17 protein-coding genes and 1 pseudogene are annotated in these 17,356 nt (G+C 66.8%); 7 read left to right on the top strand and 11 right to left on the bottom strand.

What is annotated here, in order from left to right:
• Nucleotides 1-327: 327 nt before the first annotated feature.
• Complete coding sequence (locus tag ACFVTM_RS12655; protein WP_390203814.1) at nt 328-1,848, top strand: cation:dicarboxylate symporter family transporter; 1,521 nt, start codon at nt 328-330, stop codon at nt 1,846-1,848.
• A gap of 202 nt (nt 1,849-2,050) precedes the next feature.
• A complete protein-coding gene (locus ACFVTM_RS12660; RefSeq protein WP_390203815.1) occupies nt 2,051-2,752 on the top strand; it encodes an NYN domain-containing protein in 702 nt (233 codons plus the stop codon).
• 591 nt (nt 2,753-3,343) lie between these two features.
• Here the strand turns inward: ACFVTM_RS12660 and ACFVTM_RS12665 are convergent.
• The 9 genes and pseudogenes from ACFVTM_RS12665 to ACFVTM_RS12705 all read right to left on the bottom strand — a co-directional run.
• Nucleotides 3,344-3,523, bottom strand: a pseudogene (locus ACFVTM_RS12665) (shikimate kinase); the annotation flags it as partial.
• Nucleotides 3,520-4,647 (bottom strand): L-idonate 5-dehydrogenase, encoded by a 1,128-nt coding sequence (locus ACFVTM_RS12670; RefSeq protein ID WP_390203816.1) that lies wholly within the window; start codon nt 4,645-4,647, stop codon nt 3,520-3,522. The pseudogene ACFVTM_RS12665 and the gene ACFVTM_RS12670, both read right to left, overlap by 4 nt.
• Nucleotides 4,647-5,417, bottom strand: a complete 771-nt coding sequence (locus ACFVTM_RS12675; protein ID WP_390203817.1) for an SDR family oxidoreductase — start codon at nt 5,415-5,417, stop codon at nt 4,647-4,649. Before ACFVTM_RS12675 ends, ACFVTM_RS12670 begins: the two co-directional genes overlap by 1 nt.
• Complete coding sequence (locus ACFVTM_RS12680) at nt 5,414-6,358, bottom strand: 2-hydroxyacid dehydrogenase (protein ID WP_390203818.1); 945 nt, start codon at nt 6,356-6,358, stop codon at nt 5,414-5,416. Before ACFVTM_RS12680 ends, ACFVTM_RS12675 begins: the two co-directional genes overlap by 4 nt.
• 49 nt (nt 6,359-6,407) lie before the next feature.
• On the bottom strand, nt 6,408-7,157 hold the full coding sequence (locus ACFVTM_RS12685; RefSeq protein ID WP_390203819.1) for an SDR family oxidoreductase: 750 nt from the start codon (nt 7,155-7,157) through the stop codon (nt 6,408-6,410).
• Nucleotides 7,158-7,233: 76 nt separating this feature from the next.
• On the bottom strand, nt 7,234-8,574 hold the full coding sequence (locus ACFVTM_RS12690; RefSeq protein WP_390203820.1) for an MFS transporter: 1,341 nt from the start codon (nt 8,572-8,574) through the stop codon (nt 7,234-7,236).
• A 54-nt stretch (nt 8,575-8,628) separates the two neighbouring features.
• Nucleotides 8,629-9,642 carry a biotin-dependent carboxyltransferase family protein gene (locus ACFVTM_RS12695; protein WP_390203821.1) on the bottom strand — a complete coding sequence of 338 codons (1,014 nt, stop codon included), beginning with the start codon at nt 9,640-9,642 and terminating at the stop codon, nt 8,629-8,631.
• Nucleotides 9,639-10,364 (bottom strand): allophanate hydrolase subunit 1, encoded by a 726-nt coding sequence (locus tag ACFVTM_RS12700; protein WP_390203822.1) that lies wholly within the window; start codon nt 10,362-10,364, stop codon nt 9,639-9,641. Before ACFVTM_RS12700 ends, ACFVTM_RS12695 begins: the two co-directional genes overlap by 4 nt.
• A 1-nt stretch (nt 10,365) precedes the next feature.
• Nucleotides 10,366-11,154, bottom strand: coding sequence for a LamB/YcsF family protein (locus ACFVTM_RS12705; RefSeq protein WP_390203823.1), 789 nt, complete (start codon nt 11,152-11,154; stop codon nt 10,366-10,368).
• Between the two features lie 545 nt (nt 11,155-11,699).
• Here ACFVTM_RS12705 and ACFVTM_RS12710 point away from each other — a divergent pair.
• Nucleotides 11,700-12,620, top strand: coding sequence for a LysR substrate-binding domain-containing protein (locus ACFVTM_RS12710; RefSeq protein ID WP_390203824.1), 921 nt, complete (start codon nt 11,700-11,702; stop codon nt 12,618-12,620).
• A gap of 132 nt (nt 12,621-12,752) precedes the next feature.
• Nucleotides 12,753-12,983, top strand: coding sequence for a hypothetical protein (locus tag ACFVTM_RS12715; RefSeq protein WP_390203825.1), 231 nt, complete (start codon nt 12,753-12,755; stop codon nt 12,981-12,983).
• A 219-nt stretch (nt 12,984-13,202) separates the two neighbouring features.
• Here the strand turns inward: ACFVTM_RS12715 and ACFVTM_RS12720 are convergent, their stop codons facing one another.
• On the bottom strand, nt 13,203-13,880 hold the full coding sequence (locus ACFVTM_RS12720) for a 4-carboxy-4-hydroxy-2-oxoadipate aldolase/oxaloacetate decarboxylase (protein WP_390203826.1): 678 nt from the start codon (nt 13,878-13,880) through the stop codon (nt 13,203-13,205).
• A gap of 25 nt (nt 13,881-13,905) precedes the next feature.
• Complete coding sequence (locus ACFVTM_RS12725) at nt 13,906-15,114, bottom strand: aspartate transaminase (RefSeq protein ID WP_390203827.1); 1,209 nt, start codon at nt 15,112-15,114, stop codon at nt 13,906-13,908.
• Between the two features lie 273 nt (nt 15,115-15,387).
• Here ACFVTM_RS12725 and ACFVTM_RS12730 point away from each other — a divergent pair, with 273 nt between their 5' ends.
• The 3 genes from ACFVTM_RS12730 to ACFVTM_RS12740 all read left to right on the top strand — a co-directional run bounded on the left by ACFVTM_RS12730 (nt 15,388) and on the right by ACFVTM_RS12740 (nt 17,246).
• Nucleotides 15,388-15,948: a hypothetical protein gene (locus ACFVTM_RS12730; protein ID WP_390203828.1), complete on the top strand. Its 561-nt coding sequence runs from the start codon at nt 15,388-15,390 to the stop codon at nt 15,946-15,948.
• 63 nt (nt 15,949-16,011) lie between these two features.
• On the top strand, nt 16,012-16,851 hold the full coding sequence (locus ACFVTM_RS12735; RefSeq protein WP_390203829.1) for an ArsR family transcriptional regulator: 840 nt from the start codon (nt 16,012-16,014) through the stop codon (nt 16,849-16,851).
• A 2-nt stretch (nt 16,852-16,853) separates the two neighbouring features.
• Nucleotides 16,854-17,246 (top strand): VOC family protein, encoded by a 393-nt coding sequence (locus tag ACFVTM_RS12740; RefSeq protein WP_390203830.1) that lies wholly within the window; start codon nt 16,854-16,856, stop codon nt 17,244-17,246.
• Nucleotides 17,247-17,356 lie beyond the last annotated feature (110 nt).

Here is a 17,356-nt window from a genome sequence, read left to right on the forward strand (position 1 = left end):
GCTCTCCAGCCGCTTGACCCGGCGTCGTCAGCAGACTTCTTCCAATTGCCCCCGGTTCGGCCGGCCGCCAGGGAGTCATAAAGCGCCCGTTGGTGTGCTTTCTGGCGCAAGCGCCGACCGGGCGGACAGGCGTAGTCGCAGGTCACCTCTCCTCCTGGCGCGGAAACCCTTGATTTTGCCGCCAGCGGGCGGGCGACGAGAAGCGTCCTCCCGCACTATTTCCACATTGTGAAATTATCATTTCCTCTTGTGGAAAAATGTGAGCGGGGTTACTTTGGAAACAGACTCCGATTTCCGGGGCTGTTCCCGATTGATAGGTACAGATCAATGAAGATCCCAGACTCTGCGGCGCTGAAGGCGAGTTCGGCGCCGACGAAGAAGAAGCCCCTGTATAGGTCGCTCTTCTTCCAAATTCTGATCGCCGTCGTGGCAGGAGTGCTCATTGGCCATTTCTGGCCGGACCTCGGTTCCCAGCTGAGGCCGCTCGGTGACGGATTCATCCAACTCATCAAAATGATCATCGCGCCGCTGATTTTCCTGGTGATCGTCACCGGAATTTCGGCCGTAGGCGACGTCAAGGCGGTCGGAAGGGTAGGAGTCAAGGCCCTTCTGTACTTCACCGCGGCCACGCTGTTTGCCCTGGTTTTCGGCCTCATCGTTGGCAACATCGTCCAGCCGGGTGCCGGCCTGAACATCGACCCCGGCACGCTGTCCCAGGAAGCCCTCAACGCCAAAACCGGCACCACGCCACCGAAGGATGCGGCGGCGTTCATCCTGGACATCATTCCCGTCAGCGTTATCGGAGCCTTCGCGAACAACAGCCTGCTTCAGGTCCTGTTTTTCTCGGTGTTCTTCGGAGCGGCGATCGTCGTCATCGGCCGCGAACGCTGCATGCCGGTCATCAGCCTCATGGAGACTGTTCTTGAGCTCATCTTCAAGATCATGTCGTGGATCATGAAGGTCGCACCGATCGGCGCATTCGGCGCCATGGCGTTCATCATCGGCCAGTACGGGCTCGGAACCCTAGGCACCTACGCCAAGCTGATCGCCGCCTGCTACGGCGCTGCCATCATCTTCATCGGGCTTTTGTTCCTCCTGGCCTGGGGGTTCGCCCGGGTCCCGTTGTGGCGCTTCCTGAAATACACCCGCGAAGAATTCCTGCTGGCCATGGGTACCGCCTCCACCGAGGCCGTGATGCCGCGCATCATGACCAAGCTGACCAACGCGGGCTGCTCCCGGGCCACCACCGGACTGGTGGTCCCCACGGGCTACTCGTTCAACCTCGACGGCGCCGCGATCTACCTTTCGATCTCGCTGCTGTTCCTGGCCCAGGCGTTCGGACACCACCTCGACCTCGGGCAGCAGCTCGCGGCACTGGGTGTGTTGCTGCTGACCTCCAAGGGCATGGCCGGCGTGCCGGGCTCCTCGTTCCTTGCACTGTCCGCCACGGCAGCGGCCCTGGGCATCTTCCCGGTCGCAGGTGTCGCGCTCCTGCTCGGCGCCGACCGGCTCATGGACTCCATGCGTGTTGTGGTGAACCTGCTGGGCAACTGCGTGGCCACCTTCGTGGTCTCCAAATGGGAAGGCCAGTTTGACCGCGACGTCATGGTCCGCGCCTTCCGTGGCGAGATCACCAACCACGATTCCGCGATCATGCTGGGGGTGGAGGACGACTTCGAGGACCAGGAACTCCAACGGATCACTGAGGGCGGGCAGCCGTCACCGAAGTTCCGCGGCAGCCCGGCTCCCGGAGACATCCCGGAGTTCCAGATGAGCAGGCGCTCCCCCGGAGATACCGGGCAGGCCGGACCGCAGGCGGAGCACACACCGGCCATGCTCAACGAATAGCGGCAACCTTCACCCAGGTCCCCGTTCCGGTCCCGCCGGGGCGGGGACCTGCGCGTGGGTCCCCGGACCTTGGCCATCACGTCACGTGGATGATCACGGTCCCCAGGGCCGCACGGGCCGAACGGCCCGCACCCCGGGCAAAACCGCGCCCAAGTGAAGGACACATCTGGTACGTCCCTACTCTTGCTGGCACACTGAGCCGATGAGCGATCCTCTCCCCCAGTCCCGGCGGCCCGGCATCCGCGCCGCGATGTTCGTGGATTTCGACAACGTCTATACGGGCCTGATGGCCTTGGACCCGGCCGCCGCCAAAAGGTTCGCCGAGGACCCCAAGCACTGGACGGAAGCGCTGGCCGACGGCGGTGCGGGCGAGGAATCCCGGCGCTTCCTGATCCGCAACTGCTACCTTAACCCGGTCATCTACTCCAAGTATCGGCCCTACTGGACGCGTGCGGGCTTCCGGGTGATCGACTGCCCGTCCCTGACGCAGCGGGGCAAGTCCAGCACCGACATCAACCTGGTGCTGGACGCCATGGATGCGCTGTCCGGCGCGGCCCACATTGAGGAATTCTTCGTCGCGTCGGCGGACGCGGACTTCACGTCGCTGGTGCAGCGGTTCCGGGCGGCGGACCGCATGACCACCGTCATCGCCGCCGGCGCCGTGGCGTTCGCGTACCGGGAGATGGCCGACAGCGTGGTGGAGTCCCACGACTTCGTGGCGATCCTCAACGGGACCACGGCCGGCGCCCCCCCCGCATGGTGCCAACCGCCGGCCTTGGCGTGCCGCTCCGCACCGCACCGGGCGTCCCGGGGTCCGCGACGACGGCCGTCGACGAGGTCCGGGCCCTGGTGCAGGCCGCGCCGGGCCCGGTCACCGGGGCGGTGGCGGCGCACAGGGCCCTGACCGCGGACCCGTCGCTGAAGACCGATTGGGGCGGCCACGGCAAGTTCGGAGCCTGGATCGCCCAGATCGGCCAGGGCGTTGAGTACTCGTCCACGCCGTCGCCTGGCTGGGTGTGGGACTCGAAGCGGTTTTCGCCGGAGCTGTCCTCGCTGGCACCCGAGGGCCGGCCGGCGATCGAGGAGCAGGTCACCCGGGTCACCGACGTGCCGGCGCTGTCCGCCGAACAATTCCGGCAGGTTTTCCTGTCGCTGGAGGCGAAGCTGCGCGAGCACCTGGCCAACCGCGGCGAACTGGCGCGTTCTGTCCGGGACGACTGTGTTGCGGCCGGGCAGCCGGTGTCCCGTTCGGCGGTCAACTTCGTGATCCAGGGCGTGGTGTACGCCGGCGGTTCCCTCTCCGATGAGATGACGGCCCGGGAACTCGCCGCCGCGTGGACCAGAAATGTCGAAGAGCTGTGCCGGCTTGCCCTCATGGAGTTCGACGACGCCGAAAAGCTCGCGCTGCGGCGCTGGGCCGGCGGCGGGCTGCTGGAGCCCGGCCCGACCACCCCCCGGGCGTAGCGGCGCGTTAGGCCTCGGCCCCCACCGCGGCCGACCGGCCGTCGTCGTCCAACGGTGTGCCGCTGGCCATCATTGCCTTGTTGGCGGGCGGGTGGAAGTCGTCACCGTCAAAGAAAGCGACGTCCAGCCGCTCCCCCAGCAGGGAGCCGACGGTTGACTTCCCGCAGCCGGAGACGCCCATGACAACCAGGGGCGGTTGATTCGCGGTCATGATGCGTCTCCCTGCCCGAAGCTCAGGAGCACTTTCCCGGATTCGGCGGAGTTCCTGGCAACCTCGAAGGCTTCCAGGGCCTGTTCCACGGGGAACTCGTGGGTGATGACGGGATTGATCTGCAGGGAGCCGTCGGCTAGGGCGGCGATGACGTCGTCGATTTCGTCGTTGAAGCGGAAGGAGCCCTTGAGGTCGAGTTCGCGCGTGATGGCCAGGGAGATCAGGACCGGCTGGGGGCCGGTGGGCAGCAGGCCCACCATGACGACGGTGCCGCCGCGGGTCGCGCCCTGGATGGCCGAGGCCAGGCCGTGGTGGTTGCCGGAGGATTCGATCACGACGTCGGCCTCGACGGCGGCGATCGCCTCCGCGTCGTCCGCCTTGAGGACGGCGTCGGCTCCCACGGCCGCGGCGATTTCCAGCGGCCTGGCGTGCATGTCCACCGCGACGATCCGGGCCGCGCCGGCACGTTTGAGGACCGCGACCGCGAGGGCGCCGATGGGGCCGCTGCCGATCACGAGCGCGGTTTTGCCGGCCACGTCCCCGGCCCGGGAGACGGCGTGCCAGGCGACGCTGGCCGGCTCGATCAGCGCCGCGGTGCGCAGGCCAACGGCCGCCGGCAGCGGCCGGAGCATCCGTGCGGGCAGGGTCACGTACCGGCTGAACGCGCCGTCGGTGTGCGGGACGCGGGCCGCGCTGCCCAGGTAGGTGCAGCCCGGTGACAGGTTGGGCCGGTCCGCCGGATAGCGCGCCGCGCCCGGGCCCGGCGTGGCCGGGTGGGCCGCGACCGGCGTGCCCGCGGCCGGCCCGGTGCCGTCCGCCGCGGCCCGGACCACGGTGCCGGAAATCTCGTGCCCGAGCACCAGCGGCGCCCTCAGGATGGACTCCCCCGCCGCGCCGTGCAGCCAGTAGTGCAGGTCCGAGCCGCAGATGCCGCCGTAGGCCACCTCGATGACGGCCTCCTCCGGGGCGGGCGCCGGCAGCGGCACCTTATCGATCCGCAGATCGCCGGCCGCGTGGGCGACCACCGCCAGGCCCGCAACCGGCAGCACCGAAACCGGCAGTGCTGATTCGGGCAGTGCTGATTCGGCCAGTGTTGATTCGGGATGTGCTGTGGTGCCGGACATCAGACCACCACCGTCATTCCGCCGTCGATGAAGATCGTCTGGCCGTTGACGAAGTTGGACCCGTCCGAGGCCAGCCACACCGCCGGGCCGGCCAGGTCCTGCACAGTGCCCCACCGGTGCGCCGGGGTCCGGCCCAGGATCCAGGCATTGAACGCCTCGTCATCGACCAGGTTCTGCGTCATCTCGGTATGGATATAGCCCGGCGCGATCCCGTTGATCTGCAGCCCGGCCCCGGCCCACTCGGCGGTCATGGCCCGGGTCAGGTTCCGCAGCCCGCCCTTGGCCGCAATGTACGGGGCGATCGTGGGCCGGGCCAGGTCGGTCTGGACCGAGCAGATGTTGATGATCTTGCCCCGGCCGCGCGGAATCATGTGCCGGGCCGCCTCCCGCCCGACCAGGAACGCGCTGGTCAAATCCGTGGAGATCACCCGCTCCCAGTCCGCCACATCCAGCTCCAGCATCGGGACCCGGTGCTGGATGCCGGCATTGTTCACCAGGATCTCCAGCGGCCCCACATTCTCCTCCACCCACGCGATCCCCCGCGCCGCCCCGGCGTCACTGGTGACATCGAACGCGCAGCCATGCACCCGGCCCGGCGGATAGTCCGCGGCCATCGCCGCCTCGGCAGCCTTGAGCCGCTCCGGATTGATGCCGTTGAGCACCACCGTCGCGCCCGCGTCGGCCAGCGCCCGGGCCAGGGCATTGCCGATCCCCCGGCTGGAACCGGTCACCAGGGCCACCCGCCCCGTCAGGTCAAAAAGTGATGTCATGAGAAGGGACCGTTCTGTACCAGGTTGGCCGGGGCCTGCCCGGCGGCCAAAGCCTCGAGCTGCTTCCGCAGGAGCTTCAGGATCCTCGGCTGGAAGGCCGACGCGTTGCCGCCGACGTGCGGGGTGATCAGGGCGTTGGGCGTGGACCACAGCGGGTGGTCCTGCGGCAGCGGCTCCGGATCAACGACGTCGAGGGCGCACTGCAGGCGCCCTGACAGGACTTCCTTGGTCAGGGCGGCCGTGTCCACCACGGAGCCGCGGCCCACGTTGACCACCAGGGCACCGTCAGGCAGGGCGGCGAGGACCTCTTCACCGATCAGCTGGTGGGTTTGGGCGTTCAGGGGCAGCACCGACACCAGGATGTCGTGCGACGCGGCGAGCGCGGGCAGTTCCGCGGACGCGTGCACCTCGCCGTGTTCGTCGGTGCGGGCCGCGCTCCCCACCCGGGTGACGGTGACCTCGAAGGGCGCCAAACGAAGGGCGATTTCGTGCCCGATCCCGCCAACGCCCACCAGCAGCACGCGCCGGTCCGCCAGGGACTGGCGCCGCTCCGGCCGCCAGAGGCCGTACTGCTGGTCGCGGACTGCCTGGTCGATGCCGCGCAGCTTCGCCAGGATCAGGCCCACGGCCAGTTCCGCGGTCGCGGCGGCGTGGACACCGGAGGCGCTGGCCACGCCCGCGGCCGGCCCGGCGGCCTCGATGACGCCGTCGTACCCGGTGGACTGCGTCTGCACGTACTTCAGCCCCTCTACCTGGGCCAGGGAGCCCAATACAGCGGAGGCGTCGATGTACGGGAGGATGACGCCGTCGATCTCACTCAGCGTCCCGCCGTCGGGCTCCGATTTCAGGTCCCAAACCACTCCTCTCAGCCCTTCGGGCAGGGGCGAGAGATCGGCGAGGAGTTGCCGGTCGGGGAAGCTGACGGTGCGGACTGTTTGCATCGGAGAACCTATTCGATCTTTGACGGTGAAGTGGGCGGGGCTGCGCGGGCTAGCGCCGGTCGAAGGTGAGCCCGCCGGGGACCTGGAACGTGGGCATGAGTTCGAGCATGCCCACGTTCACGTGCCGGGGCGTCTCGATCGCGTAGTCCAGCGCGTTGACGATGTCGTCCGTGGTCAGCGACTCGTAGCCTTCGTAGTACGTCTTCCACGCCTCCTCCATGGCCTCGGGAGTGCCGCCCATGTTGCGGCCGAAGATTTCCGTCTCGACGCGTCCGGGGCATATTTCCGTGACGCGGATGCGCTTGCCCACGGTGTCGTTGCGCAGCTGCCGGGAAATTTGGTGCACGGCCGCCTTGGTGGCGTGGTAGACGGTGTGGCCGTAGAAGTTGTACACGCCGGCAATGGAGCTGATGTTGATCACGTGCCCGCGGTCGCGTTCCACCATGCCCGGCAGCACCAGCCTGGTCAGCTGGAGCAGGCCGCGCAGGTTCACGTCCACGAGCTCGTCAATGTCGCTCTCGCTGGAATCCAAGATGTTCCCCGGCCGGGACACTCCGGCGCAGTTCACCAGGACGTCGATTTCAAGATCGCCGACGGCGGCGGCCAGCGCCGCGGTGTCGGTCAGGTCCACGACCTGGGGGATGGCCCCGGTCTTGTCGGCCAGTTCCTTGAGCCGTTCCTCGTTGCGGGCGACGGCGTGGACCGCGAGTCCCCGCTTGGCCAGGCGTTCGGCGATCGCGGCGCCCATTCCGGTGGACGCACCGGTGACGAGGGCAGTTGAGTAGTCAGAAAAAGGCATTCAAGTCTCCTGGTGAGCGACGTGCAGTTGGTTCAGTGAAGTGCAGCGAAGTTGGCGCAGCTCGGGTGGTGGGTTGTTAGGCGTCGCGGAGGGGCAGGTGCGCCCGGTCCTTGACCGTGCTGACGGCAATGAGGGTGCCCAGCGCGGTGATGACGGCATAAAAAGCGGGCATGTAGATGTTGCCGGTGGATGAGATCAGCCAAGTCATCAGCAGCGGTGCAGTGCCGCCAAAGAGTGCCGACGAGACGTTGTAGCCCAGTCCGTAGGCGGAGTAGCGGACGCGGGTGGGGAACAGTTCAACAATGAGGATGTGGATCACTGCGGTGTGGCCGGCGAAGACAACTGCCATGATGCAGGCGCCGAGGATGGCCAGGCCCATGTTGCCGGTGGCGATCAGGGCGTAGGCGGGGATGCCGACGATGGCCATGGCGATTGCGGAGCCGGCGATGACCTTCTTACGGCCAATGCGGTCGGACAGGGCGCCCATGAACGGGATGGCGATGCAGATGGCCACCAGGCTGCAGGCGGTGACGATCAGTGCCTCGCCGATGGTGAAGTTGATCTGCTTGCCCTTCAGGAACGTGGGCATGTAGGAGAACAGGACGTAGTAGCCGGAGCCGTTCATGAGTGGGATGAACAGGGCCAGGAGCATGGCGCGGCGGTGTTCGGCGGACTTGAAGGCTTCCTTGAGCGGGTTCTTGGACAGCCCGCCCTCTTCCTTCAGCTTCTCGAAGTTCGGGGTGTCGCTGATGGCCTTGCGGATGTACCAGCCGATGACGCCCATGGGGATGGCGACCAGGAACGGGATGCGCCAGGCGAAGGCACCGAAGCCGCCGCCGTCGATCGCTGCCTGGGTGAGCCACGGGGACATGGAGAAGGCCACGAGCGTACCGGTGAGGAGGGCCGCGAAGGAGGCGATCTGGGCGTAGGAGGTGATAATGCCGCGCTTGCCCTCCGGGGCGTGCTCGGCGAGGAAGGTCATGGCGCCGGCGGCTTCGCCGCCAACGGAGAAGCCCTGCAGCATGCGCAGCAGCACCAGGAGCACCGGGGCGGCGATGCCGATTGCCGCGTAGCTCGGCAGCAGGCCGATGCCCGCCGTCGCGACGCTGATCAGCAGGATGACAAAGACCAGCAGCTTTTGCCTGCCGATGCGGTCCCCCAGGTATCCGCAGATCACGGCGCCGAGGGGACGCACGAAGAAGGACACGGCGTAGCCGGCGAAGACAAACAGCAGCGCGTTGTCCGGGTTGCCGGGCGCCAGGAACACCAGGGCAAGCGTTCCGGCCATGAAAGCAAAGATGCCGTTGTCATAGAGTTCCACGAAAATGCCGACGCAGCCGGCCATAACAACTTTGCGGGTCTGCTTACTGCTGAGCCGCTCTTTGTGCGGCTGGGCCGCGTGCGTAGAGATTGACATGGCTTTCCTTACTAAGGGGATGGTAACAAGGCTTTGGTGCTGGGACGAGACTGTTTAGCTTCCGGAGGCCGGCGCGAGCTGTTGCCAGCCGGGCTGGCCGCCGATGCCGAGGAGGGCGAAGACGGTACTGACTGTGGAACGGAGATTCTCCAGTTCCCGCAAGGCCGCCCGGTGTTTCGCCGTAGCGTCGGGGACGGTGGTCTTGCGGAAGGTTATGGTGTGGCCGGGCCGGGCCTGGGCCAGCACATCCAGCGAGCGGGTGGTGACCACTGCCAGGACGGGGTAGCCGGCGGTGACCCCGCGGCCGCGGTGCAGCACCAGGAGTTCATCCCGGGACGGCACCTCGATCGCTCCGACCGGGACGCCGCGGGAAAGCACTTCCGCGCTCGACTGGCGTTCGGGGAGGGCGCCGCCCAGACGCAGTCCGATGTGGTTGCTCCGGGCGCTGACGGTGTATTCGGTGGTGAAGAGCAGTTCAGCGGTGTCGCCGAATTCGTCCACATCGGGCCCGTCCGTGACCTCCACTACCGCGTGGCTGCTGAAGTGCGGCCGAGTGAGTCCCAGCCGGAACAGTGGCAGGTCGAAGTACGGGTGCCGGATGGGTGCGACGCTTCGTGAGGTCTTGAGTTCGGTGCCTTCCGTCAGCCGCAGGCCGAATCCGACCACCGTGTCCGGGGCGCAGCTGCCGAGCAGAACGGGCGCCTCCACCGAGCCGTGGACAGCGAGGTAGGACCTGAGGCCGCCGGTGATCTGGCTCAGCGCCACTGTTTCCCCGGCCCGGACTGACACCGGTTCCCACTGCGGGCACTCCCGCCCGCCCACCGTGAGCCGCAGGGGCGCCCCGGTGACGGCGATGAGGATGTCCGTGGTGGCCCGCATGCGGAAATCCAGTGCGGTGATTTCCAGCAGCGGCGCGTTGTCCTCGTTGGCGGTGAGGATGTTGGCTGCGCGTGCGGAGAACTGGTCGAGAGCACCGTTCACGGGTAGTCCGAACCGGGGTCCCCGGAAGCGCCCCAGGTCGGTGACCACGGAGTGGCCGGGCTGCTGGATGATCAAAGAGCCGCTCATCGCGCCGCTTCCAGTTTCCGGCCGGCGTAGTCCGCGAACTCTTCGGGCTGGATCTGGTGGAACCTCAGCAGGTCGCCGGGGACGTAGGGCACAAGCGGTTCGGTGGTGGCGTCAAGGACGGCCAGCGGAGTCTGGCCGATGACGCACCATCCGCCGGGTGCTGCGGCCGGGGCAATGACTGCCTGCCGGCCTGCGACGGCGACGGCACCTGCAGGAACGGACAGGCGGGGGTCCTTCAGCCGCGGGACCGGGAGCGGAAATTCGGGGCCGTCCATCATGGGCGAGCCGGCGGGGGCGCCGAGGCAGCGGATGACGTAGGACTTGGCCGTGTGCAGCCCGATGATTTCCTGGATGGAGAGCTGCTCATGCTCGGCGACGCGTTCCAGGTCCGGGCCGTACTCCCCGCCGTAGACGACCGGGACGTTGAACTCGCGCGGAGCCCGGGCTGGCGCACCGATGAAGTCGAGCTGGCGCATGCCGAGGAGGACAAAGGCGCGGACCTGGCGCGCGGTGGTGACGCCGGGGTCGAATTCCACCAGCAGCGAGTCGTACGTCGGTACGGCGCCGTGGACGCCGTCGGCGTCTGCGGCCTCGAGCCATGCGGCGAGGGAATGCACGGTGGTCCAGTTGGCTTCCTGGTCCGGGGAGGAGGCGACGACGCGCAGGGCGGCGTCCCCGGATTCGAAGACCTCCACCGGTGTTGGCGTTGAAGTGGCGGTCATGTCAGGCAGCCGTCACTTTGGCGGCCAGCACCTGGGCGAGCGGGGCGATTTTCACGCCGGCGTTTTCCAGTTCGGCGCGGACCTGCCGGGCCAGGTGCACAGCACCGGGAGTGTCCCCATGCAGGAGGATGGTGTCGGCGGTGATCGGCAGGTCGGTTCCGGCGACAGTTTCGATAAGTCCTGCGCACACCATGCGGATGGTCCGGTCCACGATGACAGAGGGGTCATGGATAACGGCGCCGGGGCGGCTGCGGGGCACCAGGGTGCCGTCTGCCTCGTAGGCGCGGTCCGCGATGCCCACGATGGCGACCGGGAGCTGCCGTCCGGCGGCGGCGTCGGCCAGCGCGCCGTCCTGGGCCAGGACGATCAGGTCCGGGTTGATCCGGGAGGCGGCGTCGGCCACGGCTTCGGCGTAGTCGGCACGGGTGGCAACCAGGTTGCCGAGGCGTCCGTGGGGTGCGATGTGTGCGACGCCGGTGCCGTGATAGGCGGCGAAGGCGCTCAGTGCGCCGAACTGGTAGAGGACGTCGTTGCGGACTTCATCCGCGGTGAGGTCCATGGCGCGCCGGCCGAAGCCCCGCAGGTCGGGGAAGCTCGGGTGCGCCCCGATGCTGACACCGCGCCGCACGCATTCGGCGACGGTCGCGTTCATGATGTCCGGGTCCCCGGCATGGAATCCGCAGGCGATGTTGGCGCTGGAAACCACGTCGAGCAGGGCCGCGTCGTCGCCCATCGAGTAGGCGCCAAAGCCTTCGCCGAGATCTGCAACGAGATCAACTGTGGGTCCCATGTGAGCCCTCCTGGGGTGTTGGCTGGAGCGTTGCGCCGCGAGGGGCAAAGCTCAGCTTCCGGTAGTGAAGTAAGTGCCGGGAACCGGCCCGGTGTGAGGCTTTCGGTCCGGCGGCCCGGAATGCCGGGCGCCTGTCAAAAAGTCTGGCACCGCGACTTGGCTCACACAAAGACGTAATCCATGTCACGGGATAGGCCCCGGTTATGACGGACCTTGGGTCTGCTCTCACGTGCCACCTCGTCTCACATCAGATTTCGGCTTGCCGCCGCGGGATTGCGAATGCATTCAAGCTATGGACCGCATATTTCGGAAATGTAAAAGAACCCGTCCATTCCTGTAAACACCCCTCATATGCGAAATGCGTCTGACGTCATCACGAAATTGCATGTCACCGGGGGAGATAGAATGTACGATTAGTGAAATAGCGTTCTGGGTTCAACCTAGTGTCAGCGACGTGGATCACACAAAGACCTATTGCGTATCCCTCCACTGCATCCGCCTATGACCTTTCCGGGTCCAGGACGCCGCAAAGAGAGAAGGCGGCAATGGACACGCGGAAGCTTGCGTATTTCGTCCAGATCGTGGATTCGGGCAGCATCACCAAGGCCGCGGCGGCCCTGCATGTGGCCCAGCCGGCGCTGAGCCAGCAGGTGTCGGCGCTGGAAACCGATCTCAAGCAGCGCCTGCTGATCCGCAGCAAGCAGGGCGTCAAGCCCACGGCCGCCGGGCACACCCTGTACCGGCACGCGCAGTCCATCCTGCGGCTGGTGGAACAGGCCCGCAAAGACGTCGCCAAGTCCGGGGCCGCCCCGTCCGGGCGCGTTTCGATTGCCATTGCGCCGTACAGCATGGCGTCGAGCCTGACGCCGAGGATCATTGGCGAAGTGGGCCGCCGATACCCAGACATCGTCCTGCACGTCACGGAAATTTACGGCGGCGTGCTGAGTGAAGCGATCAAGAACGGCCGCCTGGACATGGCCCTCATTTACGAGCCGGGTCCGATCCGCGGCGTCCAGTTCACCACGATGATCGTCGAGGACCTGCACTTTGTGGTCAACGCCAGCAGATTTGATGGTGCACCCGGCAATGGTGAAATCACGCTCGAGGAAGTCGCCCGTTTCGGGCTTTTCCTGCCCGAGAAAATCCACACCCTGCGCCAGGTTGTCGAGGCGGGCTTTGACAGCAAGGGGTTCAGCCTCCAGCTGGTCGGCGAAGTGGAGTCGGTGCCGTCCCTGGCCCGGCTCCTGCGGGCCGACCTGGGCGCCACGATCATGCCCAAGTCCGCCGCGGATGCCTTGTTCCATGAGGAGGACTTCCATGTCCTGCGGATCGTGGATCCCGCGCTGCAGTGCAAGATCGCCCTGTGCACGCCGGATCATGACCCGCTCTCTGAGGCGGCGTCCGCGGTTCTCCTGGTGCTCAAGGAAATGCTCCAGGAAATGCTCAGCGACAAATATGCGCGGTAGCCGGCCCATAGCATCCGCTTATTAGGTCACTCATCATTCGTCTTAGTAACTAGGCTCCCGGGATTCTAAAATTGGAGATAAGCCGAGAAATTGCGGCAGCTACTTTCATGAAGACCTAATTGGGAGCATTCGGTGAAAAAGATCAGCACTCTGCGAAGAATTTCCGACGGAAGTCTAGGACTGATGGCGAAAACCGGCTGCCATTGCCCGGCCAATGGTTTTTGGCGTCCGGCGGATCGCTCAGTGGATCCGGTCTTCATTTTCGAAGGCAGCATCATGCCCGCCACCGGCGGCAGCTCGACCGTCTGGTACCTGGAGGATGCCATCGTCGGTCCCCCGACCCATCAGCTTCCGGCCCGGTAGGACTGAAGCGGGTCCGGTAGGACTGCTGCTGCGGAAGGGAGGGTTCGATGTCCTGCGCGGACATCGAACCCTCCCTTTTCGCATGCCCGGGACCATGCTTCACGCGGGCCCTTCATGCGCGCCCCTCCGGGCACGCCAAAGCCGCCGCACGGGAGCTCCCGGGCGGCGGCTGCGGCGGCTTAGGCGGCGGCGCTGAAGGCGCTGCCAGGCCGGCTCGAACTAGGCCTGTTCGACCAGCAGTCCCTTGGCCTTCAGGACGTCGGTGAGCTTGCACAGATCGATGGTGGTTCCACCGGCCTTGTAGAGGCTGATCAGTTCGCGCTCGGCGTCGTCACGTTCCTGCGAGAGGCGGATGACGTCCTCGATCTCGTCTTTCCGGACCACCACAACGCCGTCCGCGTCGCCGCGGAGGACGTCGCCGGGGTAGATGATTTCGTCGCCGAAGACCACCGGGTGGTTGATCGGGCCGATGGTTTCCTTCACGGTGCCCTTGATCGAGACGCTGCCGGAGAAGACAGGCAGTCCCAGTTCGATGAGGTCCTTGGTGTCACGGACGCCGGAGTCGGTCACCAGGCCGGCGAGGCCCTTGGCCTTCATCGCGTTGCCGAGGACGTCGCCGAAGGTTCCGGCTTCCTCGTACTCCCCTGCCGCGGCGAGGATGACGTCGCCTTCCTGCGCGTAGTGGATGGCCACCTGCAGCATGAGGTTGTCCCTGGGGGCGCAGCGGACGGTGACGGCGGGACCACAGAAGGACATGTCCCGGTCAATCGGCTTGATCCGGGAGCTGAGTGCTCCCTTGCGGCCCTGGGCCTCGTGGATGGTGGCTGAGGAGAACTTCGCCAGGCGGCTGACGGCGTCGGCGTCGGGGCGGTCGATGGTGGTTTTTACGTGGATCACAGCGTTTTCCTTCGGTGGGTGCGGGTCAGTTGAGGGCCTGGACGGCCTTGTCGATGGCGGCGATGGATTCTTCGATAATGTCGAGGCTGGTGGCGTAGGAGATGCGGAAGTACGGGCCCAGCCCGTAGGCCGATCCCTGGACGACCGCCACGGAGGCCGCCTCGAGAAGGTAGAGGGTGAAGTCCTCGTCGTTTTCGATGACCTGCCCCTCCGGGGTGGCCTTCCCGATGGCCCCCGCACAGTTGACGTAGGCGTAGAAGGCGCCTTCCGGCGTCGTGCATGACAGGCCGTCGACGGCGTTCAGCGCGGCCACCGCGGTGTCGCGCCGGCCGCGGTAGATCTCGAGGCTGTCCCGCACGAAGCTCTGGTCGCCGGTGAGGGCGGCAGCGCCGGCGGCCTGGCTGACCGAGGACGGGCAGGAGGAGATCTGCGACTGGAGTTTGTTGATCGCGGCGATCAGCGGGGCGGGTCCGGCTGCGTAGCCCAGCCGCCAGCCGGTCATGGCGTAGGCCTTGGACACGCCGTTGACGGCGAGGATGCGGTCCTTCAGTTCGGGCGCCACTTCCACCAGGCTCGCGAGCCGGCCTTCGCCGAAGTAGATCTGGTCGTAGATTTCGTCCGTGAGGACGGAGACGTGCGGGAAGCCGGCCAGGACGTCCGCGAGCGCGCGCAGTTCCGCCGGCGAGTAGACGGCACCGGTGGGGTTGGACGGCGAGTTCAGGATGACCCATTTGGTCCGCGCGTTGAGGGCTCCGGCGAGAGCCTCCGGCGTGAGCTTGAATCCCGTCTCCTCGCCGCAGGGGACAATGACGGGGGTGCCCTCGTTCGCGAGCACCATGTCCGGGTAGGAGACCCAGTAGGGGGCGGGGACCACCACTTCGTCGCCTGCGTCCAGGGAGGCCATGAAGGCCGTGAAAATGACCGGTTTGGCGCCGCCGCCGATGGTGATCTCGGCCGGTGTGTAGTGCAGGCCGGTGCGCAGCTCGAGGGTCTGCAGGATTGCCTGCTGCAGGGCGGGCGTTCCGGTGACGGAGGTGTACTTGGTCTCGCCGCGGCTGATCGCCTCGACGGCGGCGGCCTTGATGTGTTCCGGGGTGTCGAAGTCCGGCTCGCCGACCGTCAGGTCCAGGATCCGGCGCCCTTCTGCCTTCAGCTCACGCACACGGGCCGCCGCGGCCACGCTGGCGGAGGACTTGATGCGGGAAACGCGCGTTGCAGGTTCAAATTCAGACATGGTCTCGTCCTAGGGATTCAGCAGGGAGCGGTACTCATTTCCTTCGACACTAGGGAATTCTGGCGGGTATGGATAAGACCTAAAGTGCGTGGACGGATAAGCGTCCCTTATGGCTGGCGCTGTGCCAGACGTTCCGGTTATGGCTCCACGCACTATTGGTATTTCCGCGGCCGCGCCGTTCTGTCTAGCCTTCTATGTAAGCCGGCGCCGTGCGGCGCGGCCCTTCCCGTTGGCCCGTGCCCCACCGCCCCGAATCCGAACTGAGGAGTGCTCTTGGCCGTTCTGCAGCGCCCGGACCGCCGGGAAGCCCCCTCGACGTCGGACGCGCGTCCCCGGACGGTCGACGGCGGCGGCTACCGGTACCGGGGACGGCAAAAGCCGGATGCGGCCGCCGTCCAGGCGGAGAAAATCCGGAAGAAGCTCCGGGAGGAGCGGCAGCGGATCTCCTTCAACGCGAGCAGCGTCCGCGCCCTGTCCGTCCGCCTGAACCAGCAGGTCGCCCAGGCGCTCTGCGACGGCATGAAGGCCACCCTCGTCGCGCGCGCCGCGGACCTGTCCCGCTGGGCGGTCCGGACCATCGGTTTGTCCTCCGAGGATCTGTTCCCGTCCGGGTTGCCGGCGGAGCAGCACCTTGCGGTGATCGGCGAGTTGAAGTCGGAGCTGGCCGAGCTTGCGGAGTCAAGGGCTGCGCTTGATGGACGGCGCGTCAAACTCCTGGCCACGGCCCGCCGGCTTGGCGTCATGGACGACTACGAGCTCGCGGCGCTGAGCGGACTCCAGTGCGAAGCCATCCGAAAGATGACCTGGGGCCTGCAGCCGGCGTCGGCCAGCTAGGCCGCGGCCCGCAAAACAATCAAACCCCTTTGATCGATCTATCTGAATTGATAGAATCGCGGCGTGAGTCACACCACATCCCTGGAGGCTCAGGCGGCAGCGTCGGGGTTCCTCCGACTGGCCGGACACCCCGTGCGATGGCAGCTGCTGGGCGAGCTGGCCCGCAGCGACCGGCAGGTGCGCGAGCTGGCGGCGCTGGTGGGTCAGCGCCAGAGCCTGACCTCCTACCATCTCGGCCAACTCCGCGCGGCCGGGCTGGTGACCATGCGGCGCAGCTCGGCTGACGGGCGCGACACGTACTGCAGCCTCAACCTGGCGGCCTACCGCGATCGGCTGGCCGAATCCGGCGCGGCGCTGCACGCCGGCCTGCGGCTGGTCCCGGCTGGGCTGACACCGCCGGCCGACGGTCTGGGCGAAACGCCGAGCCGACCGCCCGCGCAGCTGCCCGCGCAGTCCCCCGTAAGGGTGCTGTTCCTCTGCACGGGCAACAGCGCCCGGTCCCAGATGGCAGAAGCGACCCTGCAGCGCCTGGGCGGCTCCCGGATCGACGCCGCCAGCGCCGGCAGCCATCCCAAAGATCTGCACCCCAACGCCGTGCGCGTGATGCTGGAGCGTGGCCTGGACATCAGCGGCGCCCGCTCCAAGCATCTGGGTGAGTTCGCCGGGCAGCGGTTCGACTATGTGATCACCCTTTGTGACCGCGTACGGGAAGTGTGCCCTGACTTCCCTGGAGCGCCCGCGATGGTGCATTGGAGCATCCCCGATCCGGCGGCAGAGGCGGCAGAGGCGACTAGCCAGGACAGTTACGCGTCGTTTGTCCGCACGGCAGATGAGCTGAACACGCGGATCCTGTTCCTGCTGTACGCAATCGAGTACTCCCAAAGGACCTCGGAAAGGAGCTAGAAATGCCCAACGACTTTAAAGAACTGGTCAGCGTCCGCTACATGGTGGACGACGTCGACGCGGCGATCGAGTTCTATACAACGCACCTCGGATTCACCCTCAGGATGAGCGCAGCACCGGCGTTCGCCGACGTCACCCGCGGCCGGCTGCGGCTCCTCCTGAGCGGGCCGAGCAGCTCGGCAGGCCGGCCCATGCCGGACGGCGCGGTGCCCGCACCGGGAGGATGGAACCGCATCCACCTCATTGTGGGCGATATCGCGGCCGAAGTGCACCGGCTGCGCGAGGCCGGCCTCACGTTCCGAAATGACATCGTCAAAGGTCCAGGCGGACAGCAGATCCTGCTGGAAGATCCGTCCGGCAACGTCGTCGAGTTGTTCCAGCCCGCCGGCGGATAGGCGTGGTTTCACGGAGCGGACGACGGCGGGACCTCCCGCCGTCGTCCGCTTACGTTTAGTCAGTTTCCATAGGAAATTGCCTGCGACAGAATGACTGCCAACAGGGCACC

This window comes from Arthrobacter sp. NPDC058130, from assembly GCF_042884475.1.
Classification (GTDB): domain Bacteria; phylum Actinomycetota; class Actinomycetes; order Actinomycetales; family Micrococcaceae; genus Arthrobacter.